Raw genomic sequence first — 24122 nt, 5'->3', positions numbered from 1 at the left:
AATAAATCTTTCATTAACTCATCGATAGTATAAAATCTTTGGGTCTGTTCATGGTTTCTAAATAAACATTACCGAATCGGTCTGTTACCTTTATCAGAATAGGATTGGTGGCATTAGATGCTTTGGCTTTAAACATATGTGCTGTCTTTCCCGTAACAAAATCTTCTGTTGGTTCTGCAGCAGCATTCAGCCGGAGCGCTTCATAAGACACAATATGCAACGGGTCTAATACTTCTATCCTATTTACTGTTAATGGCGCATTATTTTCAAACATTTCTATTGTCCAGCGCTTATCATATCCCCAAACATTTACAAGTATCTCGTTATTGGAATTAACGTTTGCATATTCTCCAGCATAAGGCTTCAAAGCGGCATCGGTTGAATTAGGAGCAAATTTTGCCGCAGTGATATGAACCTTATTTAAGTCATAAGCCCTAAATTGGTATTCTTCCTTATATCCGATTGATTTATAACGCCACTGGTAACTTTTTCCATTAAACTTCCAAACGCCATAACCTCCGGGCGCACCATCTTTAGAGATATGGTTTCCTGCATAGCCACTTTTTCCGGTCCACCACCATGTTGCACAAATGGCACCAGAGTTATGTTCCATGATGTTATTGTTATTCTCGTACGCATAACAAACATGCGTATGACCGGTAATTAGATTAACATCTGTAAAACCATCTAATACTCCAACTAACTCAGCCCCATTATTTAGTCGGTAAGTGCTGGTTTCATTCCCACCGGAGAGTTTTGGGCTGTTATTCAATTGAATATGCATAGCAATAACTATAGGAGTAGATTTATCCGCTATCATGGCCAGATCTTTCTTTAGCCATGCTATTTGTTCAGCTACAATTACGGCATTATAATTTCTGCTACCGACGGTTCCCTGCGCACCTCCCATATTTACATACTGTATATTATCTAAAACGATATAATGAACTTTTCCCAGGTTAAAGGAATAATAAGTGGGACCCAAACTTTTTCTAAAAGCGCTTTCGGCAGGCCAGTCACTATTAATATAGGGGTCATTATCATGGTTGCCCATGGTATGGAATACCGGCAAGCCCATATTCTTAACAAGATCCAGATATTCAGAAAAACTGTACTTATTGGAATACCAATAGGCATCCCAGGTCATATCTCCTAATGTAAGTCCATAAACCTTATATCCTTCATTTCTGTACTGTGTTATGCTTTGTGCTGCATCGCGTAAAAAGCCATTTTGAAACTGGGACACATCATTATTTCTGTTGGCCAGATGCATATCTCCCAATGCAAGTACTACATGTTTGTCGTTATCTACCGCTTTTAACTCAAAACTGATTGCTTCGGCCGCATTGCTTCCCAATTCAAAATGTTTGTAGAATACTGGCAATATACCGTTAGAAGTATTCACCTCATATCCTCCGGGTATAGATACAAAAACAAAGTCTTTCGTCTTTTTAGAAGGCAGGTAATAAATACCATTCTCGTCTGTCCTGGTGACCTCTATTCCGTCTGACACTATAACACCGGCTAATCCCACTCCGGTAGCATATACCATTCCTTTAACAGTCATCCCTGTTTTATCGGGGATATCCATTTCGATCTTCGTATCGCCCAGCGTCATATTTTTCTCTCCTCTTGTAACAGAAATACGGTAGCTGCCCCAAACAAAACTTGAAGGCATCCTTAACAGGCATGCTCCTTCGGTAACTGATTTAACATCAATAACGACAGCTTTGCCATCAAATAAGGGTGTAAAAGAGATTTTGTCGCCAACAGCAAAGCCTTTACCTTGAAGGGAAAAATCAGCAGATAATTGAATCGCTATACTTTTAGGTATAACAACACCTGTAAGATGAAAATTATCATCGGTTTTCGGCGTTTCTCCGGGTCCGTCTTCTTTGGATTTACTGCAACCCAATACGGCAATACTTACACCGGTAACAGCCGAGGCAATAATAAATTCTCTTCTCGAGTATTTTCCCAGATTTGCTTTATTTACACCTTTTTTCATAATGGTTTGTTAAACATTCCGCACTTTCTCATGAATTTATCAGGGCAAGTTTGTTATGCTAACTGCTTCGCTAACATATATTCTGACACTTTTAGGATAAAAACATGGGGAGCGGACTATAATTGCTGGAGAAATAAAACCCTCTGATGTTATCATTATCAGAGGGTTCTTATTAATTTTATTATTTAACTTGTGTTGTTCGCGGATTCTCCTCTATGTCTTTTATTTGAGAATTCGGAGTAAGTCTAATATAATCTGCCGCTGTGGCTGACCTTGCCTGCACCCATTTTTTTAGGTTAGTGTCAAATACACCTCCAATTATATAAAAATAGCTATGCCCTAATTCTGCATCAGCTGCATTTGGATTATAAGGAAAACGAGTAGTATTTGTTCCAGATGTAAAATAAGGCTGTACTACATCTGTACTTGGCTCCACTACATCATAGACGTCAGTATTTCCTATTCTATATCCAACTCCATAAGTAGGCGGAGGGCCAGCCTGATATAAAGAACCTCCATTGTGCACAAAAACAACATCAATAGGGACAGTAGTACTATAAACCTGAAGACCTCTAAAAACAGCTATACCATAAGCATTACCACTATTAGCCAATAAATTTGTAATTGAACTACCCGCATTAGTTTGTGTTGAATTAAAACGAGGGCTTGCCTGATTATAGGCTATAGACTTGATCCATTTAGAAGAGGAAATATCTGTAGAACCAGGCCCGTTGATTCTCTTATTTATGGATCCCACATAAAAAAACTCTCCTTTAGATACGGTCCCAGAGTTTAACTCAAATTTGTATGTCCTACCTTGTCCCGTAGCCCAGCCTGCTGCTGGAAATCCTGTTGGGTTAGCCGTCCCAGCATTATTACAAGTTACTACTGAAAAAGGCGTTTGAGCAAAATCGACATCTTTAGTGGCTCTAAACTGGATGTATTCATACTGCGAACCAGTAGTTTGAGGATTATTCAACCAACCAGTAATAATAATATCCGGATAATCATCCAGACTGATGTTAAGCACTTTAATGTCATCTATAGTTCTTACCTTATGAATCGGCACTAATTTTCCATTTTCTTCTTTAGAAAAAATAATTCCCTTGTAATTAGCGGCATAAGAAGGCACAACATTGGCAAACTTTGCATTTTCCTCAGTAATCATATGAATGTCAGAAGTTCCATCATTAATTACTTTATCTCCTGATAATACGTCTGTTGAGGATAGTGTAGGATTAAAAGTTGCTTTTACAATAGTAACAAAAGTACTTTCGTAAGCATCTACATCTGCCAACACCGTATTAAGATTTACTCTATTAACGGGGACTGGTTTTCCAGCAGCTATTTTCTCTATCGCCGTTGCTGGCAAATTGCTAATTTGTAAAATCCCATTTTTTCTGGAAAGAACTCCCCCTATAAGATTGACATGCACCGAATCTCCCGGGACATAGCTAGCTGCAGCAACACCTATATCTATAGAAATACCTCTTATTCGGGAAAGCCTCCTTTTATCTTGCACAACAAGTAAACCGGATGGTAAATTTCCCCCAGAGTGATCGGAAACCACAAGTGCGGCAATCTTCTCGGAACCACCCAAATTGTCTTTTGTTAGTGTTAGATCTGCATCTTTATGTAGAGCCCTCAAATCCAAAATAGGGATAAATATTCCAACTACACCACCTGGGTAATTACCAGACTTGTTGCATGACGTTGCAAAAACAACAAGCATCAATAATAGAATATATATATTATTTTTTTTCATTTTACATATTTTTTAACCTAGACATGATTTTAGTTTATGGTTTTTGCCACCACACTTCTGTAGAAATCTTATCTTCTCCCTGTGCTGCTATTGCTTTTTTATAATTGGTAGGATTTGTAGATTGCACATATACCGGATAATTCAAACGAGCTGGCATTACCTTACCATTCTTCAACCCAGGTCCTTTTGGTAAAACCGGATGTCCTGTTCTACGATACTCAAACCATTGCTGAAGGTCATTAAAGAATAATGCATAATATTTTTGCAAATGTATTTTCTCCATTTTATCGTTATCACTGTCATTATCAGACCATTGCATGTCTGAATTAAGCAAATAGGTATCAATATTTGCTTCAGGCCAAAGTGGAATCCACTGTTTAATAGAGTTGATGACTCCATTTTTATAAAAAGTTGCAGGGTTACCGTTTATCCATCCTTTAAAAGCTGCCTCAGCATAAATAAATTGCAGCTCCGCATAATTCATAATCATACCAGTTAGCGGATCATTCTGTAAAGATCTGGCTGAAGTGGTTGAATAGAAATAAGACTGTTTCACAACCGGTGTTCCGGGCTCATACCCACTATCAACACCTGCAAAACCTCCTGGCCCTTGCGCGATAGCCCACCTATTTATCCCGCTCGAACCATAAGTAGAAATATCGATACGAGGGTCTCCCCACGCAACCAAATGCGAAATAAAGAAATCAGCAATGGCTGGAGATGAAAAGTCTTGAGTTCTTACACCAATAAAAGGTGAGGTATAAGGTGCAATACCTGTCCACCTTAAAATTGCCGAATCATCTAGGCTGGTCATTTTAGGATAATCAGCATTTTTTGTATCTATAATCTCTTTGATCTTTGCTATTACTTCGCCAGATACTTCGGATTTCCCAGAAATACGCATCAGCATACGTAAATAAAGCGAGTTACCAAACCTACGCCATCTGGTAAGATTTCCGGAAAATACAGGATCACTTGCAGCATTTATTGCTGGCAAATTAGGCCCTTGCAATAAACTATTGGCTTCTTCCAGCATCGCAAACATTCCAAAATAAATATCTTTCTGGGAATCAAATTTTGCTTCATATATCTGTTCGGTCTTGGCCTTATTTGACTCTGAAAAAGGCACATCTCCGTAAGTGTCCGTCAGCAACGAATAAATCCATGCCTGACAAATCAACGAAATTGCCATATAAGACCTGTTATTATTAATAGGGTCTTTTGCAGTAATATATAAGTCTTTAAAATTTGTCAATTGTGCATACCAGCCATTCCACGTATAATCAGACCACGTATTTCTAATATCATATCTAAACACCCTACCTTCAGCATCGCTCATGTCTACAGTAACCTGCATCAATTCATTATTAAAGTTGCGCGAGCGAATCATATTATAATTGAGTGTATTGACCAATGCTGGCGCCAGCAATTGTTCTGGTAATGCGTCTGTAGTAGTATTTGGATCTGTATTGATGTCTGAAAAACCATCTTTGCATGACGGTAGAAGTGTCACAGACGAACCAAGTAGCAGGAATAAAATATTTCTAAAATTCTTTTTCATAACTATGCAAACTAAAATCCAACAATTAGGTTAACACCAAAAGTTCTTGTTGATGGGAACTGGGCCGTTTCAAAGCCTTGTACGATATCAGTTCCTGCCAGAGTACCAAACTCTGGATCGAATATTGGCCAAGGTGACCATATAAACAAGTTACGACCATACACTCCTATTACGGCTTTTTGCAAACCTAATTTCTTGCTTAATTTTGGTGTCAAGGTATAATCAAACCTTGCCTCTCTAAATTTAATAAAGTCGGTACTAAATGTACTTCCCTCTGCATTATCCTGTCCCATGTGAGAGCGATAATAGTTGTCAATATCTGTAGCTAAGACGTCATTTTTACGATATGTTCCATCCGGATTTTGTATTACACCATTTCCGATAATACCGCTATATCTACCAGGAAGCGTAACTTTCAATTTCCCCTGCTCAGCCAATTTATAATTAGACAAAGAGTGTGCAACCGCACCATATTGTGCATCAAACAATACATTTAAGCGAAACTGTTTATATCTAAATTCGTTCCCTATTCCCATTTTCCATTTTGGAATCGTATTACCTAAATGCTGAACTTCCTGTGAAAGTAGTGCGAAACCGGTACTAGGATCGTAAACAATCTGGCCATCTGGAGCACGGACATAACCCTTTCCATACACGTCTCCCATACTGCCTCCAACTTTGGCTACAATCTGACCCCCACCTACTGGTCCCATCCGTAATACTACAGAACTATCAGCCAGCGCTTTAATGGTATTTCTATTAGCAGAAAAAGTATAGTTAACAGTCCAGTTAAACCCATTCTTATTAACAAATGGCTTTCCATTCAAAGCAAGCTCAATACCTTGATTTTGTACGCTACCAGCATTAATAATCATCTGACCAAAACCCGACGAACGGTCTATAATTCTGTTCAGAATTTGATCGTCCGTTATTCCTGAATATAGGGCTAAATCAAATCCAAGTCTGCTTTTAAACATTCTCATCTCTGCACCAACTTCCAGCGTCTTAGTTCTAAGCGGTTTTAGATCTGGGTTGGCTAATACTGACGGATTTATCAATCCACCCGAGTATAAGCTCCCTGCTGAAGTATAAGCAAATGCAGTCATGTATGGTGTAGTAGACCCACTTCCCACTTCAGACCATGACGCTCTAAGTTTCGCAAAATTTATACTCTTCGGTAATGAAACTACCTCACTAGGCAAAAAACTTAAACTTACAGATGGATAGAAAAAACCTACATTATCTGTACGAAGAGGAGTAGCCAAAGTACTAGCCCAGTCATTTCTTGCTGTTATATCTAAATACAGGTAACCTTTATAACCTGTAGACAACATTCCATAAAAGCTATTGATTGAATATTTTGACTTATTTGGAAGTGTTACCAGTGGTCCTTTTGAGTTTGCTATAGTATAAACTCCCGGAACCACCAAAGAATCCGCTCTTACTTCGTCTTTGTTGTAGATATTTTTCAACATACTACCTCCAAGTGTCCCTGTAATATCCAGATCTTTGTGTACCTTTTTTGTATACTTAAGTAAGAAATCCGCACTTACCTCTTGTGAAAAAATGTTCTGAGTACGATAAGACCCCTTTGTAAACTTTGAGCCCGCATCATATGGGCGTTGTTGAGAACGTTGTTCATAACTCATATCAACAGATGTTCTTACTTGCAAGCTTAAATCTTTACTAAATTTATAGTTCGCAGATATATTTCCGGTAGCTCCATCTCGGGTTGATTTGTTCAGGAATTCATAAGCAATAGCATATGGATTCTCTGGAAAAGAACTAAAAGGATAAAAGATAGCCCGTCCTTCTTTTCCTCTTACCCAATAATCCTTCAACCAATCCAAATCGGCATTTGGCTGCCAAAATATATACCAGTACATAATAGATTGGTTTCCATAACCGGCACTAGGCAAATTATCACTCCATTTTTTATTATAATTTATTTTCGAAGAGATCGTTAACTTGTCATTTATCTTTGAATTAACCGATAAAGCAACAGAGTTTCTGTTATATCCGGTATTAGGCATGATCCACTTGTTACGCACATCAGTAACCGAAAAACGGGCAGTGGTTTTATCCGATCCACCATCTAAACTAATTGAGTTGTTATAAGTAGCACCCGTTTCAAAATATTGATTCAATTTATTGGTATAAGGGACCCAAGGTGTTTTAAAGGTTGCCTTTAACTGAGTCAGCGGATCAAATTGATAAAACATTTGACCGTCGAATTTTGGTCCGTATGCAGAACTGCTTGTGCTATTTGTAGAAGTGCGATATTCATAATCAAGCTGTCCATCAAGACCTATACCATATTCAAACTGCAAATCTGGCCAACGATTTACATTTTCAAAAGAAGCATTTGACGTAAAAGTGGCTCCAAAACCTTTCTTATTTGGTTTTCCAGACTTAGTGGTGATAATAATAGCTCCATTTGCACCACGCTGCCCATATAGTGCTGCTGCACCTGGCCCTTTTAACACCGTGACACTTTCTATATCTTCCGGATTAATATCGTTAATACCACTTCCATAATCAGCAGGTAGGTTACCAGCATCAGTAGCATAAACAGATTCTCCGCTTACACTTGTACGGCGACCACTTCCCTGGTTCACTACTACTCCGTCGACCACGATAAGCGCTTCATTATCACCTGTAAGATTATTTTCACCTCGGAGAATGATCTTATTAGAACCTGTTGGTCCCGAATTTGACCTCACTAAATTTAACCCTGCAACCTTGCCAGATAAGGCGTCTGTCCAGTTGTTAGATAAAGCGTCGGTCAATTGCTCACCCGAAACTTGCGTAACAGCATAACCAAGAGCTTTTTCTTCTCTTTTTATACCTAACGCAGTTACCACAACTTCGCTCAACACTTTATTATCCACATTTAAACTTAAAGTCAGGTTGGCCTCATCTTTTGAAAAAACACGTTTTAAAGGAGTAAAACCGATACCCGAGAAAGTAACTTCAGTTCCTTTATTTATCTTGAAACTAAAATTTCCATTGACATCTGTTGTCCCTAACGATTTATTGCCAGTAACTGTTATAGAAGCGCCTGCAATCGGCTCATTATCTTCCTTACTTAAAAGCTTCCCCTTTACCGAAACCACATTATTTTGTTGGTTCACGCTACTAGCAACTTTAATAACCACAGACTGGTCTTTGATAGAATAGGTCAACCCCTGATTTGTTAAAAGATCCTGAAGCGTCTCCTCAAGATCTTTATTTTTAACATCGATATTAATAGGCTTGATATGCTCTAATACCTCATTTGTATAGATAAAATAATAGCCGGTCTGGTTTCGAACTTCTTTTAAGACATCTACCAAACTTGCATTTTTCCTGGTCAAGCTAACTTTTTGCGCATACGATGCTGCACTTACATGAATGGTCGCCAACAGAAGGGCTACAACTGTTAATCTCATGATTTGCGATATTTTTTTCAATTGGTTATTTGTCCCTACAGACAAAAAAATCCGCTCTAAAAAGAGCCAATAGAATTTTAAATGCACTTTTTCTTTCATACATTTATTTTTTATTTTAGGTTAATACGTGTTTTTATCTCTATTCCTTGAGTTGAATTCGTTAAGACTAAAATTTTCAACTGCCCTGGTCGCTATCCGGGGTAGTTTTGTTTTAATCTACCATTATGTAAATTTTCTATTTCTCCATAGCCATATCTTTAGTTATTATTCTCCGTTATTATAATTTTTCCGTCTTTTACATCGAACTTGATATTAGCTGCCTCTTCAACAGGCAGCAATGCCTTTTTAACGTCATCCCTTACCGGAATTATTCCCGTAAAAAGAACCTTCGTCCTCGATTTAGAGTAGACCACATCCATATTATACCATCTGGAAATCTGTTTCATAACTTGTTCCAGTGGTTCATTATTAAATGTAAACAAGCCCTTTCTCCATCCAACCACGAGTTCTGCATCCGTGTTATAAACAGTTAAATCTGATTCTGAGCTTATCGCTTGCTGTCCTGGTCTTAATATCTGTTCCTTAGTAAGGCTTTTTACTTTCACCGATCCCTCTAGAAGCGTTGTCTTTATTTCAGCATCATCCTTATATGCCATTACATTAAAATGCGTCCCCAATACCTGAACAGTTGTTGTTTTTGCATAAACTTTAAAAGGTTTCTGAGATTTTGCCACCTCAAAGTAAGCTTCACCGGAAAGCTCTACCGAGCGTTCTCCGGCTCTAAAAGCGACAGGATACTTAATTTCCGAATTACCATTTAGCCAAATTTTGGTGCCATCAGAAAGCATTAAATGATATTGAACACCACTTGGTGTTTTTAAGGTATTATAAACTAATTTTGATTTTAATAGAGTATCGGACGAATTGGACGTATAAGCTAATAAACCTTCACTACCCACAATCTCAACACTTTCCTCAGAAAGGACTCCTGTTTTATCCTGGTTTAAATTAACTTTGGTACCATCAGATAATGTTAAAGTCACCTGCTTTTCATTAGTCTCATCTGTATTGTATGTGGCTAATTGTTGAGTTATTTCTTCAGGCGCACAATAATTAAAATATTTATAGACACCTACAGAAAACACAATTACTGAAGCTGCAGCCGCCACAATATATCGCGCGATATTTCTTATCTTTTTTCGATTCTTAGAACTGTGTATCTTCTCTAAAAGGTGGTCTTCTATTTCCTGCCTCTCAGATTCGTCTTTAAAAGGAACACCGTTCGCAACGCTTTCTCTCAACAAATAATCCAGGCGCTTTTCTTCCCCCTGGGTTAAACTCCCCTTAAAAGATTTCTCTAAAAGTTCTAATATTTCTGTTTGATTTGTCAAAATAACCTGTATTTACCTTTAAGAGTAAATACTAAGCCGTATCCCCTATTCTAATTTTATTTTTTTTATAAGAAAAGGGTCTGGATATTCAGTTTCAGATGTTTTAAGGCCTTAGTGATATGATTTTCAACTGTCTTTGTCGAAATATTCATTTTAGACGCAATAGCTTTATGCGTAAGCGATTCCTGACGGCTTAACTGATAAACTTCCCGGCATTTAGGTGGAAGATTGTCTACCGCGAAAGACACGGTTTCTACCAGCTGTTTATACTCAATATTATTTGCAGTTGCACTTTCTTCTAAAGAATTTATTAAATCATCATCGATACGCTGTTTCGAATAGCTTTTCTTTAGTTGCCTATAAACTTCATATTTTACACAGGCATATAAATAAGCTTTCAATGAAGTCTTTATTTGCAGTTCGTTTCTCTTTTCCCAAATCGTTAAAAAGACTTCCTGAAGAATATCTTCACAGGCCTCTTTATCCTTAAAAACATTATGGGCTACAACAAATAATGATGTCCAATATTTTTTAAAGAGAAGCGTTAGCGCATGGTCGTCGCCATTTTTCAAAGACTCAATAATCTTTTCGTCAGAATACTCGTACATAGAAACAGAACCTTTTAGCAATTTATAAAGCGTTATACAACTGGCCAAAGAAAGCAATCCAAGGTTAACAATGTGTTAACACCAGATTAACATCCGTATTTTTCAGGCCTACAATATTTAAACATTTACAAATAAAAGAACAGCAATCAATCCTCCTATAACTGGTCCTACTATAGGGATCCAGGCATAATTTATCCTGAAATAAGTCTTTTTAAACCCATAAATAGCAAAGTAAGAAACTCTCGGACCAAAATCACGAACTGGATTAATAGCATATCCTGTTGTCCCACCAAGAGATAATCCTATTGCCCAAACCAATAAAGCCACCGGCAATGCCCCTATTGAACCCAGACCGATAATTGAATTTGTTTCCTTAATTCCAGCATCAGTAAAATGAAAAATCACAAAAATTAAAACGAAAGTCCCTAAGATTTCACTTAAAAGATTTCTAGCTGTATTAGCTATTGCCGGACCTGTAAAGAAACATGCTGCCCTTGCCCCCTCATCTTCTGTCCGGTCGAAATGATCTTTGTAAATTAACCAGACTAACAGCGCGCCGCTCATTGCTCCAAAAAGTTGCATAAGTATATATCCCGGCAACAAATTCCATTCAAATTTTCCCAGAAAAGCGAGCGACAATGATACCACCGGATTTAAATGCGCACCACTGTAAGGCCCGGCTACAACAACGGCTACAAACACAGCAAGTGCCCAGCCCGTTGTTATAACCATCCAATTTGGTCCATTTCCTTTTGTGCCATTAAGCACTACATTTGCGACAACTCCATTTCCAAGGAGTATCATTAATAAAGTTCCAATATATTCTGCTAAAAACGGATTCATAATTTAAGCTAGTTCAGACCAAATATTTACTGCTTTTACGGCCTTGTGCCACTGTTGGATATTTTCTTCAATAATTTTAGAAGGCTGAGGTTCAAATATTCTATTTATCTGCCATTGTTCCTGTATTTCCTCTATGCTAGCCCAAACGCCAACTCCCAATCCCGCCAGATAAGCTGCTCCTATCGCTGTTGTTTCATTAACTTCCGGCCTAATGACTTTACTTTCCAAAACGTCAGACTGATATTGCATTAAAAGATTATTTACTACAGCTCCGCCATCTACCCTTAACTCATTTATTAACGTACCGGAATCCATTTCCATGGCTTTCAAAACATCCATTACCTGATAAGTTATACTTTCAAGTGCTGCTCTTGCAATATGAGCAGAGGTAGAGCCCCGACTCAATCCAAAGACTGTTCCCTTAGCTTTTGAATTCCAGTAAGGAGCCCCCAATCCTGTAAAAGCGGGCACCACCACAACACCTCCATTACCATCAACACTCAATGCGAGTTCTTCTACGTCAGACGAGGATTTTATAATTCCCAAACCGTCTCTTAACCATTGAACGATTGCTCCTGCCATAAAAACACTCCCTTCCAATGCATAAACAACTTTTCCTTTTATTTTCCATGCAATAGTCGTTAATAACTGATTAGAAGAAAGAATAGGCTTTTCTCCAATATTCATCAACATAAAGCATCCTGTTCCATAAGTATTTTTAACCATCCCGGGTTTAATACAAAGCTGTCCAAACAAAGCAGCTTGCTGATCTCCGGCAATTCCTGCAATAGCAATAGGCTTTCCAAAATATTCCTTATCCGTGTCCGCATACACCTCACTTGACGATTTCACTTCCGGAAGGACAGATTCAGGAATATTGAATAAAGACAGAAGTTCTTGATCCCATCTTAACTCAGATATATTATAAAGCATAGTCCTGGAAGCGTTCGAAACATCCGTTACATGTGCTTTCCCTTTGGTTAGCTTCCATATCAACCAGGAATCAATAGTTCCAAACAACAAATCTCCTTTTTCTGCTTTCTCTCTTGCACCTTCCACATTATCCAGTATCCATTTTAATTTAGTTGCAGAAAAATATGCATCTATTTTTAAACCCGTTTTCTCACGAATATTATCTTCCCTTCCTTCTTGTATAAGCTGCTCACAATATTCGCTTGTCCTCCTATCTTGCCAGACAATGGCATTATATATAGGCGTACCTGTAGTTTTGTCCCAAACAACCGTCGTCTCTCTTTGGTTTGTAATTCCTATAGCCGCTATGTCCTCAGCAGTAAGATTGCTTCCCTTCAAGACGTCGTTGACAACACCTAACTGCGAATCCCATATTTCCAAAGCGTCATGTTCAACCCATCCTGATTGCGGGTAAATCTGTCTGAATTCTTTCTGAGAAACAGACTTTTGCCTTCCCCTATTATCAAACATAATCGCTCTGGAACTAGATGTTCCCTGATCTAAAGACAAGATATATTTGTTCATCCTATAAAAACCTATGAATTAATCGTTTATAATTTGGCCCTTGCTCTTCCAAGCAAAAACAAATCTAATCTACAAAAAAAATATAAAAACTAACAAAAAGAAATAAAAAGAAATTATCATCGCAACTATACAAATCTATAATTGGTTATGATTAAGTTTTTTCCGGCGAATGTATTCGCTCAGGTTTCAGAAGTGAAACTCAATTTGAAGGAATAGAAAATTCCCGATATAAGCAATGCTTATCGTGTAGATACAAATTCGTTTTCTGATCATTTCGAAAGATCACCAATATTTAGGCACTAATAAAATAGAAAGCAGGTGCTATGTTATTGTTTACCCTTTCAGTAAGATCATTACTTAGACAAAAGTACTTCCTTTTCGAAAACATTCTCAGGGGAGAGGGGGCTCTTTAAGCCGGAACAACCTCACTTATTCTAGAGGAATATTAGTGATATAATAGAGGGTTCATAGAGGTAAAACTCTATAAAACCACTATTTTAACTTTCTTTTATTTATATGTTAAGTACAGTTATTGGGTGTGCTTATGGTATGAAAGCGGAAAGTAAAATATAGAAAATAGAAAGAAGTCCAATCTATCCGATGCCGTAAATGTAAAGGAGAGTGTTCAGTATCCTTGTTCTGGACTTCTTCGAGAAAACACCCCATTTTCCCGAAGAAGTCCAGAATCAGGGTAGAATAATGTTAGGGTTATATCTCTACAAATCCTGGCTCACTAAAAATATCGCTCCAACTATTTGAATATTAAAAAGATTTGTAATACCTTTGCACTCCTTAATTTAGGAAAAGAGAATTTTTATTAAATAATTAAATATCAAGCAAGTGAATACGTTAAGTTACAAAACTGTCTCTGCCAACAAAAAGACCGTTAACAAACAATGGGTTGTTGTTGACGCTCAGGGCGAGATTTTGGGGCGCTTGTCTTCTAATATCGCGAAAGTGATTAGAGGTAAACACAAGCCGGGATACACCCCACACGTAGACTGCGGCGATAACGTAATTGTTATTAATGCAGACAAGGTTAAATTAACTGGTAACAAACTAGGCGACAAAGTTTACGTTCGTTACACTGGTTATCCGGGAGGTCAACGTTTTATTTCTCCAAAAGAATTATTACAAAAACATCCTACAAGAATTATTGAAAAAGCTGTTAGAGGTATGTTACCTAAAACTCGCTTAGGCAGAGCTTTATTCAAGAACTTGTATGTTTACGCAGGAAATGAGCATCCACACGCTGCACAAAACCCTGTAGAAGTTAAATTTTAATTAAAGGAGAAAGACAAATGTCAGTTACAAACACTTCTGGAAGAAGAAAAACTGCGGTTGCCCGTATTTATTTAACTGAGGGTAATGGCACAATTACCGTTAACGGTAAAGATTACACAGAATACTTCCCAACACTTCCGTTGCAATATATCGTAAACCAAGCATTCATCGTTGCTGAGGTTACTGGTCAATATGATGTAAAAGTAAACGTAGCAGGTGGAGGAGTAAAAGGTCAGGCAGAAGCTGTTCGTTTAGCGATCGCTAAAGCTATTGTTGAATTAGATTCTATCAGAAAACCTGCTCTAAGAGCTAAAGGTTTAATGACTCGTGATAACCGTATGGTTGAGCGTAAGAAACCAGGTAGAGCTAAAGCTCGTAAGAGATTCCAGTTCAGTAAACGTTAATTTTAGGAGGACACAACAATGGCAAGAACAACTTATCAAGACTTATTGGATGCAGGTGTACACTTCGGTCACCTTACCAGAAAGTGGAATCCTAAAATGGCGCAATACATTTTCATGGAGCGCAATGGGATCCATATTATCGACTTAAACAAAACTTTAGTTAAAGTTGAAGAAGCTGCAGCAGCTATCAAACAAATTGTTAAATCTGGACGTAAAGTTTTATTTGTTTCTACAAAAAAACAAGCTAAAGATATCGTTGCAGAGAAAGCAAAATCAGTAAACATGCCTTTCGTAACTGAAAGATGGTTAGGTGGTATGTTAACTAACTTCACTACTGTTAGAAAATCTATCAAAAAGATGACTAACATCGATAAAATGACTAAAGACGGTACTTTTGACGTTTTATCTAAAAAAGAGAAGTTAATGATTCAACGTGAGCGTATTAAATTAGAAAACCTTTTAGGTGGTATTGCTGATTTAAACCGTTTACCAGCTGCTTTATTCATTATCGACGTTAAGAAAGAGCACATTGCTGTTAGTGAGGCTATGAAATTAAATATCCCTACTTTCGCAATGGTAGATACAAACTCTGATCCTTCTAACATCGATTTCCCTATTCCAGCGAATGACGATGCTACAAAATCAATCTCTTTGATTACTGGTATCATTATTAAAGCTATTGAAGAAGGTTTAGAAGAGCGTAAACAAGAGAAAGATGCTGAAGCAGACAAAGAAGCAGCAGCAGCTAAAGCTAAAGTAGACGCTCCTGAAGCAAAAGAGGAATCTGCAAAAAGATCTAAAAAAGTTGCAGAAGAAACTCAAGGCGAATAATAATTTTTAAATAAATAGGGGTTGTTGGTTTTTAGTTGTTGGTTTATGCTACAACTGACGGCTAGCAACCCCTTACTTTTATAAAGAAAAACTTTTAAAATCGAACAAAATGTCTGTACAAATTTCAGCATCTGATGTAAATAAATTACGCCAACAAACTGGCGCTGGTATGATGGATTGCAAAAAAGCTTTAGTTGAAGCTAACGGCGACTTCGAAGCTGCAATCGATTATTTACGTAAAAAAGGAGCTAAAGTTGCTGCTAGCCGTCAGGATAGAGAGTCTAACGAAGGTGTTGTTATCGCCAAAACTACTGCTGATGGCAAGAGAGGTGTTGTTGTGGAAGTAAACTGCGAGACTGACTTCGTAGCGAAAAATGCTGACTTTATCGCTTTTGCAAACTCTATTGCTGACAAAGCTATCGAAAACAATCCTTCTTCTTTAGAAGATTTATTGGCTTTAGAATTGAACGGAAACAAAATTGCTGATTTAATTATTGACCAAACTGGTAAAATTGGCGAAAAAATTGGTGTTTCTAAGTTCGAAACTATCGAGGCTGAGCAAGTTGTTCCTTACATCCACGGTAACTACCGTTTAGGTGTATTGGTGGGCTTAAGCGCAGTTGTTAATGGTGGTGAAGACGCAGGTAAAGATGTTGCTATGCAAATTGCAGCTATGAACCCTGTTGCTTTGGATAAAGGTGACGTTGATTCTAAAACTATCGAAAGAGAGTTGGAGATTGCGAAAGAACAAATCAGAGCAGAAGGTAAACCAGAAGAAATGGTAGAGAAAATTGCTGCTGGTAAATTAAACAAATTCTATAAAGAAAACACTTTATTGAACCAGGAGTTCGTTAAAGATTCTTCTAAAGATATCAAAGCATTCTTAAACAGTGTATCTAACGGTTTAACTGTTACTGCATTCAAAAGAGTTGCTTTAGGTGCTTAGTTTTATAAGTCTTAAGATTTTGTAGCAAGCAACCAACTTGTAAAATCATATTATCCTCATCTTTAAAAAGGTGGGGATTTTTTGTTGTTTAAGATTCATGTCAAGTTTATGATGAACTAAAGACAGACAACTAATCCATTTATAATCTAAAGTACTGATACTTAATTGCAACAGGAAATCAGTAGCGTAAAATGGCGAACCGGTAAACATCTCCCCTACCTAAAATCTAAAATAATTTCCTATTTTTGCCAAAATCACCCGTTTGATGAAGTACAAAAGAATTCTACTGAAACTAAGTGGCGAATCTTTAATGGGTTCGCAACAATATGGTATAGACAATGCCCGCGTTTTACAATACGCAGAAGAGATAAAAGCCGTTAAAGAGAAAGGAATTGAAGTTGCTGTTGTAATTGGCGGAGGAAATATTTTTCGTGGCTTAAGTGCTGAAAAATCTGGTATGGATAGAGCGCAGGCCGATTATATGGGAATGCTTGCTACTGTAATCAATTCAATGGCGCTTCAAAATGCACTGGAGACGATTGGTGTTTACACCAGATTACAGTCTGCTATCAAAATGGAACAAATCTGTGAGCCTTATGTGAGAAGAAGGGCTATCAGACATTTAGAAAAAGGCAGAGTAGTTATTTTCGGAGCTGGCACTGGTAATCCATATTTCACAACAGATTCTGCAGCAGCATTAAGAGCGATAGAAATTAAAGCCGATGTTGTACTGAAAGGGACAAGAGTAGACGGGATTTATACTGCCGATCCGGAGAAAGATCCTTCTGCAACAAAATTTGATTCTCTAAGCTTTCAGGAGGTTTACGCTAAAGATTTAAATGTCATGGATATGACGGCCTTCACACTTTGTGATGAAAACAACCTTCCAATAATCGTTTTCGATATGGACAAAGGTGGTAATCTGATGAAACTTATTGAAGGCGAAAATATTGGTACATTAGTAAAATAATTAAGCTCAAAATACTAAAACAAGATGAACGAATTCATTAAGTTAGAATTAGAGGAAGCTAAAGCGACAATGCAAAAAGCTATTACTCATACAGATAACGAACTTATGAAAATTAGAGCAGGGAAAGCGTCACCTTCAATGCTGGATGGTGTCCTTGTAGAATATTATGGTTCTCCCACTCCTCTTGCTCAAGTTGCCAACATCAATACGCCTGACGCGAGAACAATTGTTGTTCAGCCTTGGGAAAAATCAATGATTGGCCCTATAGAAAAAGGTATTCTTAATTCTAATTGTGGTTTAAACCCACAAAACGATGGTTCTGTAGTTAGGCTTAATGTACCTCCTTTAACGGAAGAAAGAAGAAAACAGCTGGTAAAACAAGCGAAGGAAGAAGCGGAAGCAGGTAAAATAAGTATCAGAAATATCAGAAAAAACACTAACGAAAGTATTAAAAAATTAAAAAGCGAAGGTGTTTCCGAGGATGAAATTAAAGCAGGCGAAGCAGAGGTTCAGAAGATTACAGATGGATTTATTGCAAAAATAGATGTGATGATTGAAGGTAAAGAAAAAGACATCATGACGGTATAGTCGGACAGAAAATCCAAATAATAAAAAGCAGAATCTACAAACAGATTCTGCTTTTCTATTTCAAAAGAATTTCTATTCTGAGCGGGAAGACAAGTCATTTTTTAAATTTTTCAGGCTTTTTAGTTTCAGAGCGAAAGATATACTAAAAATTCCCATTGCCAGAAAGCCTAAAGCTGTCCAGGCTACTAAAGTAAGACCTGCAAATAAGGGATTCCATAATAGTATAAAGCCAAAAATAAGTCCCAGAATGCTCCAAAACATCATCCAGCCCCAATTACCTACTCCGTAGTTTTTCAGTTCTATGGAAGCGCTTATTCCTGATATTGAACGAAAAACGATGATGAATCCAACATAAAGTGCCAGAGTAACCATACTCAAAGCTGGATTAGCCATTAATAGAATACCTATTAATACGTTTATAATACCAAATGCCAATGTCCAGGCCCAGTTATCCATTTCTGATTTATTTGAAAGAGAGAAAATAATTTCAGCTATTCCGCTAAGCAAAAACGAAATACTAAAAATTACAGCTAACGCGATATAGGAGCCTATTGGTTGCACCCATACATAAAAGCTTAATATTAAAAACAGAATCCCTACGATTAATGGTATAAACCAATGTTTTATCGCGCTGTTAATAGTTTTAAGGATAGAATCTTTCATATTTTTTAAGTTTCTAAAAGAACAACGTAAAAAACATTAAGTTTTCATAAAGCACAGAAAATCAAAAAATTACCAGAAGAGGTTTTCTAAAAAAGGTTCCAGTCATGTTTACTATATTGTCCAGGAGGCTGTCTCCTATCAAAGTCGAAACAGCCTCTCTAGCAATTTATGTTACAGTAGCACTAATCCCCTATTTTAAAGTCGATTTTTGCAGAGGCTAACCCTTTGGCTGAAACCGTTAGCTCCCCTTTCCCTTTAAGTTCAGAAGATTGAACCGTAATAACTAGTTTTCCACTAAATACTTTCATATGCGGTTCATGGAAAAGTTGCAAATTCGTAGGGTCACCATTTGCGATTGTTTTAAAGCTTACACTACCTTTAACATTAGCTAGAATCTCGTTATCAGCATGAGGGCAAATATTTCCATTTGCATCAACTATTGTTACTGTAATAAATCCCAGATCTTTTCCATCAGCTTTTAACATTTTTCTGTCAGCTTCTAAAATAATTTTATATGGTTTACCAGCGGTGCTTATTACACGTTCTTCTACTGGATTGCCGGCAGCATCCAATGCAACAACTTTTATATTTCCTGGCTCGTATTTTACTTCATTCCACATTAGTCTGTTTCTTCCAAAAAGATCCGAATCATCTTTTTTCTTAACTCCCATACTTTTCCCGTTTACAAATAGTTCTGCAGCCGGATAATTGGTATAACAGAAAACTGGCGTTATTTCGCCTTCTCTTCCCGGCCATGTCCAATGTGGCAACAAATGCAAAGTTTTCTCCTTTGTGTTCCAACGAGAGCGATACAAATAATAACGGTCTTTAGGTATGCCTGCCAAATCAATAATACCGAAATAAGAGCTGTGAGAAGGCCAGTGGGACTCGTATGGAGCTGGCTCGCCTAAATAATCAAAACCGGTCCAAACGAATTCACCAATGGTATAATCTAATTTATCCTGAGCGATAAACTCATCATCAGGTGTTTGTGACCAGGCGCAATGTTCCATATCATAAGAAGAGCTTTGATTGTCCGGATAAATAAGATCGGGCCCTGTCTTAACCGGAAACTTATAAACACCTCTGGAGCTTACTGTTGAAGCCGTCTCGGATCCTAGTATAAAGCCTTGTGGTAAAACTTTATAAGCTTCTGCATATCTGGAAGGCTTATAATTAAAACCAGGAAGATCGAGTACTGCAGCAAAACCATTTTTCAATACCGCATCTATTTTATCCATACCAACGGTTACTAATCTGGTAGGATCCTCACGGTGACAGATATCCTGCAATCTTGCCGCTATTTCTACGCCATTGGGTGTTCCCTGATCCGGAACTTCATTTCCTATGCTCCATAGAATAACTGAAGGGCTGTTTCGGTTAGCGTGGATCATATTAATTAAATCCTTCTCTACCCATTGATCAAATAACTGATTGTATCCATTTTTCATTTTTGGAGCTTTCCATTCGTCAAAGGATTCAACAATCAGCATAATTCCCAATTCGTCGCATAGTTTAACCAGTTCGGGAGATGGCATATTATGAGCTGTTCTAATAGCATCCGCTCCCATATCTTTCAGCATGAGTAGTCTTCTGCGTAACGCGGCCTCATTCTCTGCAGCTCCCAATGGCCCCAAATCGTGATGGTTACATACTCCCTGAAATTTGCGCTTTACGCCATTAAGTGTAAATCCATTTTCTGCATTAAACATAACGGTACGTATACCAAATGTAGTTTCGTAGGTATCTTTTAAAACTCCGTCTTTATAAAGTTTAGAAACAGCTTTATATAAGACAGGTGATTCCGGAGACCACAGCTGTGGATTTTTCAATAAAAAATGCTGATCTATGGATGCTCTTTCTAAATTATCGGATGTAGCTTTGCTAATAACTACTTTTCCGTTAGCGTCAAGAATATCTGTTTCTAACTTTATGTTTGCTTTTTCTCCCTCTTTAAGACCAGCAATTTTCGTTTGTAATCTTACACTCGCCAGCTCCTTTCTTACCGAAGGTGTGGTAAGATAGGTTCCCCAAATAGGAATATGCACATCCTGCGTTATAATTAAATGTACATTGCGATACAAACCTGCCCCCGGATACCAACGGGAAGACTGTTCTTTATTTTCTAAACGAACGGCTAATTTATTTGTAGTGCCCTGCTTTAACAAATCGGTAACCTCCGCATGAAAAGCGTTATAGCCATAAGGCCAATGTGTAGCTTCTTTTCCATTGACAAAAACCTGAGCGTTACTCATTGCTCCATCAAATTTCAGGAAAACTCTTTCTCCGGATTTAAGCTGCTGCAAAGGCAAATCCAGCCTGTACCAACCTATTCCGATATAAGGTAAACCTCCGGTTCTTCCTGTTTTTTCGGAAGCCACTTTTTCTCCGTTCTGAACAATTTTTACAACCTGTAAATCATTATTCCGGTCAAAAGGGCCTTTAATTGCCCAATCGTGAGGTACCACAACCTGTTCCCAATTTTTGTCATTAAAGTCATTAGCCGTAGCTTGTTGGAAATCATCTTTAGCGAATTTCCAGCCTTTATTTAAGTAAAACTCTTTCCGCTGTTGGGCACTCAGACTTGTCGTCAGAAACAATAAAAAAATCGAAAAATATCCGGGAATACGCATCATATCTGCTTTATTATAATTTTCTTTATTCGTTTTATTTTAATATTAGTTGGTTAGTATTTAGTTCATTAGTCATTGGTTCATTAGTAGATTTTACTATAGACCATCGTCTATGGACAACTAAACTTCCGTCTTCGGCCCCCGACTTCGGACTTTTGATACTTTACTTTAATGATATTTCAGAAATGGACATAGATACTTCCTTATTAACCAATTCAGCTACCATATCATAACCGAAAGTTACTTCCAGTCTTTCTATGTCTTTTAAGGAAAAGTTCTTATTAACTCCTGATTGATAGAACAGCGGCTGAAATCCGGGATAGGCCCTTGGTAATAACAACATTTGTTCCTGATTTAAATCTGTTAACGGGACTTTTATTTCGGAAATAACATCCGTCAGCGTAAAAAAAGAAGAATAGCTATTTCCTTCTTTACTTATCAGTGCAATTTTTGCCTTCATATTTTTGAAACTTCCGTTTCCTTTTATCACCAAAGAATTGAAATTATCAAGATCCTGTGCTCGGTCTTCAACCAGGTCGCCAATAAAAGTTTGCCATCCCATAAAATCTTTATTGTTAGACTTTTTCATGATAGACCTGATAGCCAGTTTATTATTCTCTGATGTGCTTACAAATGACAATCCGTAATTTTCCCAATCGGGATTGTAATAATTGAGTTTATCTCTATCCTCGCGGGCATCAAACAGGGTAATTGCAGACTGGGGCTGATTGATAAATACTTCATAAGCATCCTTCGAATAAAAGTCCCAGTCATAAGGGCTCGCCTTTAATGATCCGGGGAAAGTAATATTTCCTTTTAAGGATTTGACAACAATAAAGTAGCGTAATAAGCCCGGTTTTAAAACTTCCTGCGGAATTGGTGCAAGGTACTGTGCGCCCCTTTTTACCATTATAGTCTCTTTTCGGATTCCGGACAGATGATTAAAGATAACTTTAACTTCATCGTCCGGTTGAACACCAAAAACACTTGCTTTTATTTCCTTCGCAGAGTTTACAGAAAGTGTTCTTTCTGGCTGATGGTTTACAAAAACATCCATTTCATCTGCCTTTGGTGCAACAAATTCATTTAACGCCAAAAGTCCAATTTTTTCACTGGGCTGAGGTTTAAATTCCTTTGCCTTTGGGGACTGCAATAAATAAGTTCCCGGAGTAATCAGAAAACTATTGCTTTCGGTCTGTAAAACTAAATTATTTCCCTCATTGATTCCCTTAACTGCAAATGCCTCACCTAAATCCGGCAAAGAAATTTTAATATGATTTGTATTCCATTCAATAGCATTCACCTTTCTTTTTGGCGAAGCTTTTCCAAAAGGATCTGTAAGATTTATGACATCAGGCATTACTTCAAGTCGCCAGACACCTTCTGCTAATTTATCTAAAAAATAGGCTCCGTTACCTTCATATGCTACGATGGAAGACGTTCCAACTCCAGCGATATGCTTTAACGGTTTTCTTTTGGGAACTGGAACGGCGGTTGAATTGGAATAATAAAATAAGGTATCGTTTAGCAGTTCGCTCAGATTGTGGTCGTAACTCAACACCGGCTGTAAGCCATCTCTAAACTGTTTATTCGCAATCATGAAACTAATTGCTTTTGATGGTGTGTAAGCCAGATTTAAATAATGTGTCTGATACTCGGTATTTACATCTGCTATAGCTAAGGGTTCGTAAGCAAACATAGTTGCCCACTGAAAACCTGCATTTCTGAAACTCCTGGCCATAGCCGGATATAAATAGGAATCGGCAATATCGGCACCGTCGAACTCATAAACAATCTTCGCTCTCTTGTTGAAACCCGGAATGGAATCAAAAGGGATATTGTATTTAGAAACATGAGGTAAAAAGTTGCCTTTCTGCGTTCTGCCTGCTACCAGACCTGAAGGATACCATTGAAAGCTATGCCCCTGAACGTTGGATTTTACCACGGCATCAGCGTATTTTGGTGATTCGCTGATGTTGTAGAAAATCGGTTTCGTCCACCCGGTTTTTCTGACCGCATTAACCATCAGGCTGATATATTCGGTAGTCAACTCCTTTGCCCCGGAATGATGTGGTTCATTATTAATTTCCGTGGCCAGGATATCAACATCGTCCTGATAAGACTTTCCGGTATACCGATTTATGCGTTGAAAAAACTGCGTAAGGTAATTTTCCTGGGCTTTCCAGGCTTCTTTATTTACCAGCGCTTCTTTCTTTCCATATTTAAAAGAAAAACTTCCGGTGGGCATATCTTTCTCCGGATATCCATTTCCCCAATATGCGATTGGTGTTAGTAAAATTTTAATATTTCTTTTCTTTAGTTCGGCTATTAGAAAGTCAAACAATCTTAGGTGTTCATTATCTTTAATATTCCCCAGAGAGTCTGATATCTCTGAGTCGAAAACATGTATTCTGTATGCATTTATACCTAATCTTGCCAGGTGATAAACATCCTGTCTGATAGCTTCTTCTATATTTACGCCTTTTGCTTTGATATGCCGATATCCAAAAACAAATGGAGCGCTATAGTTTACTCCAAAAAAGTACGCTTCTTTGTTAGTACCCTCCCATCTTATTTTCCCGGCTTTATCTATATAAATCCCCTTATTTCCCTGAGCGTCTGCCATGGATATTCCCAGTACAAGGGACAAAGCAATCATCAAAAACTTTCTAAACATGAGTTCTATTTACGTCTGCCAG

General features: G+C 37.7%; 17 protein-coding genes. 6 read left to right on the top strand and 11 right to left on the bottom strand.

The genetic code is table 11. The features are described 5' to 3' along the window. Nucleotides 1–13: 13 nt before the first annotated feature. From PEDSA_RS15975 to glpK, 8 genes are all read right to left on the bottom strand, one after another. Complete coding sequence (locus PEDSA_RS15975; protein ID WP_013634200.1) at nucleotides 14–2008, bottom strand: calcineurin-like phosphoesterase C-terminal domain-containing protein; 1995 nt, start codon at nucleotides 2006–2008, stop codon at nucleotides 14–16. Between the two features lie 181 nt (nucleotides 2009–2189). Beyond that, nucleotides 2190–3773 carry a DUF5689 domain-containing protein gene (locus PEDSA_RS15970; protein ID WP_013634199.1) on the bottom strand — a complete coding sequence of 528 codons (1584 nt, stop codon included), beginning with the start codon at nucleotides 3771–3773 and terminating at the stop codon, nucleotides 2190–2192. Between the two features lie 34 nt (nucleotides 3774–3807). Further along, complete coding sequence (locus PEDSA_RS15965; RefSeq protein ID WP_013634198.1) at nucleotides 3808–5334, bottom strand: SusD/RagB family nutrient-binding outer membrane lipoprotein; 1527 nt, start codon at nucleotides 5332–5334, stop codon at nucleotides 3808–3810. An 11-nt stretch (nucleotides 5335–5345) separates the two neighbouring features. Next, on the bottom strand, nucleotides 5346–8864 hold the full coding sequence (locus PEDSA_RS15960; protein WP_013634197.1) for a SusC/RagA family TonB-linked outer membrane protein: 3519 nt from the start codon (nucleotides 8862–8864) through the stop codon (nucleotides 5346–5348). A 158-nt stretch (nucleotides 8865–9022) separates the two neighbouring features. After that, nucleotides 9023–10156, bottom strand: coding sequence for a FecR family protein (locus tag PEDSA_RS15955; protein WP_013634196.1), 1134 nt, complete (start codon nucleotides 10154–10156; stop codon nucleotides 9023–9025). 65 nt (nucleotides 10157–10221) lie between these two features. Continuing rightward, nucleotides 10222–10764: an RNA polymerase sigma factor gene (locus PEDSA_RS15950; RefSeq protein WP_013634195.1), complete on the bottom strand. Its 543-nt coding sequence runs from the start codon at nucleotides 10762–10764 to the stop codon at nucleotides 10222–10224. Between the two features lie 117 nt (nucleotides 10765–10881). Next, nucleotides 10882–11607 carry an MIP/aquaporin family protein gene (locus tag PEDSA_RS15945; RefSeq protein WP_013634194.1) on the bottom strand — a complete coding sequence of 242 codons (726 nt, stop codon included), beginning with the start codon at nucleotides 11605–11607 and terminating at the stop codon, nucleotides 10882–10884. Between the two features lie 3 nt (nucleotides 11608–11610). Continuing rightward, entirely contained in the window at nucleotides 11611–13104 is a 1494-nt protein-coding gene (gene glpK, locus PEDSA_RS15940) for a glycerol kinase GlpK (protein WP_013634193.1), read from the bottom strand. A gap of 840 nt (nucleotides 13105–13944) precedes the next feature. Between glpK and rplM the strand changes: the two genes are divergently transcribed. From rplM to frr, 6 genes are all read left to right on the top strand, one after another. Beyond that, nucleotides 13945–14388: a 50S ribosomal protein L13 gene (gene rplM / locus PEDSA_RS15935; protein WP_013634192.1), complete on the top strand. Its 444-nt coding sequence runs from the start codon at nucleotides 13945–13947 to the stop codon at nucleotides 14386–14388. A 17-nt stretch (nucleotides 14389–14405) separates the two neighbouring features. Next, a complete protein-coding gene (gene rpsI / locus PEDSA_RS15930; RefSeq protein ID WP_013634191.1) occupies nucleotides 14406–14792 on the top strand; it encodes a 30S ribosomal protein S9 in 387 nt (128 codons plus the stop codon). Nucleotides 14793–14810: 18 nt separating this feature from the next. Then, the gene (gene rpsB, locus PEDSA_RS15925) at nucleotides 14811–15623 is read left to right on the top strand and encodes a 30S ribosomal protein S2 (protein WP_013634190.1); all 813 of its coding nucleotides are present in this window, start codon (nucleotides 14811–14813) and stop codon (nucleotides 15621–15623) included. A gap of 109 nt (nucleotides 15624–15732) precedes the next feature. Continuing rightward, a complete protein-coding gene (gene tsf, locus PEDSA_RS15920) occupies nucleotides 15733–16569 on the top strand; it encodes a translation elongation factor Ts (RefSeq protein ID WP_013634189.1) in 837 nt (278 codons plus the stop codon). Between the two features lie 265 nt (nucleotides 16570–16834). Continuing rightward, nucleotides 16835–17539, top strand: coding sequence for a UMP kinase (gene pyrH, locus PEDSA_RS15915; protein WP_013634188.1), 705 nt, complete (start codon nucleotides 16835–16837; stop codon nucleotides 17537–17539). Nucleotides 17540–17563: 24 nt separating this feature from the next. Further along, entirely contained in the window at nucleotides 17564–18127 is a 564-nt protein-coding gene (gene frr, locus PEDSA_RS15910) for a ribosome recycling factor (protein WP_013634187.1), read from the top strand. Nucleotides 18128–18199: 72 nt separating this feature from the next. Here the strand turns inward: frr and PEDSA_RS15905 are convergent, their stop codons facing one another. From PEDSA_RS15905 to PEDSA_RS15895, 3 genes are all read right to left on the bottom strand, one after another. Then, a complete protein-coding gene (locus tag PEDSA_RS15905) occupies nucleotides 18200–18790 on the bottom strand; it encodes an HdeD family acid-resistance protein (RefSeq protein WP_013634186.1) in 591 nt (196 codons plus the stop codon). A gap of 182 nt (nucleotides 18791–18972) precedes the next feature. After that, nucleotides 18973–21426, bottom strand: coding sequence for a beta-galactosidase GalB (gene galB, locus PEDSA_RS15900; RefSeq protein ID WP_013634185.1), 2454 nt, complete (start codon nucleotides 21424–21426; stop codon nucleotides 18973–18975). A 160-nt stretch (nucleotides 21427–21586) separates the two neighbouring features. After that, nucleotides 21587–24100, bottom strand: a complete 2514-nt coding sequence (locus tag PEDSA_RS15895) for a cellulase family glycosylhydrolase (protein WP_013634184.1) — start codon at nucleotides 24098–24100, stop codon at nucleotides 21587–21589. Nucleotides 24101–24122 lie beyond the last annotated feature (22 nt).

The sequence above is a fragment of the Pseudopedobacter saltans DSM 12145 genome, assembly GCF_000190735.1.
GTDB lineage: Bacteria > Bacteroidota > Bacteroidia > Sphingobacteriales > Sphingobacteriaceae > Pseudopedobacter > Pseudopedobacter saltans.
Note: the sequence above shows the minus strand (reverse complement) of the source record. Positions and strands in the feature narration are given on the sequence as shown.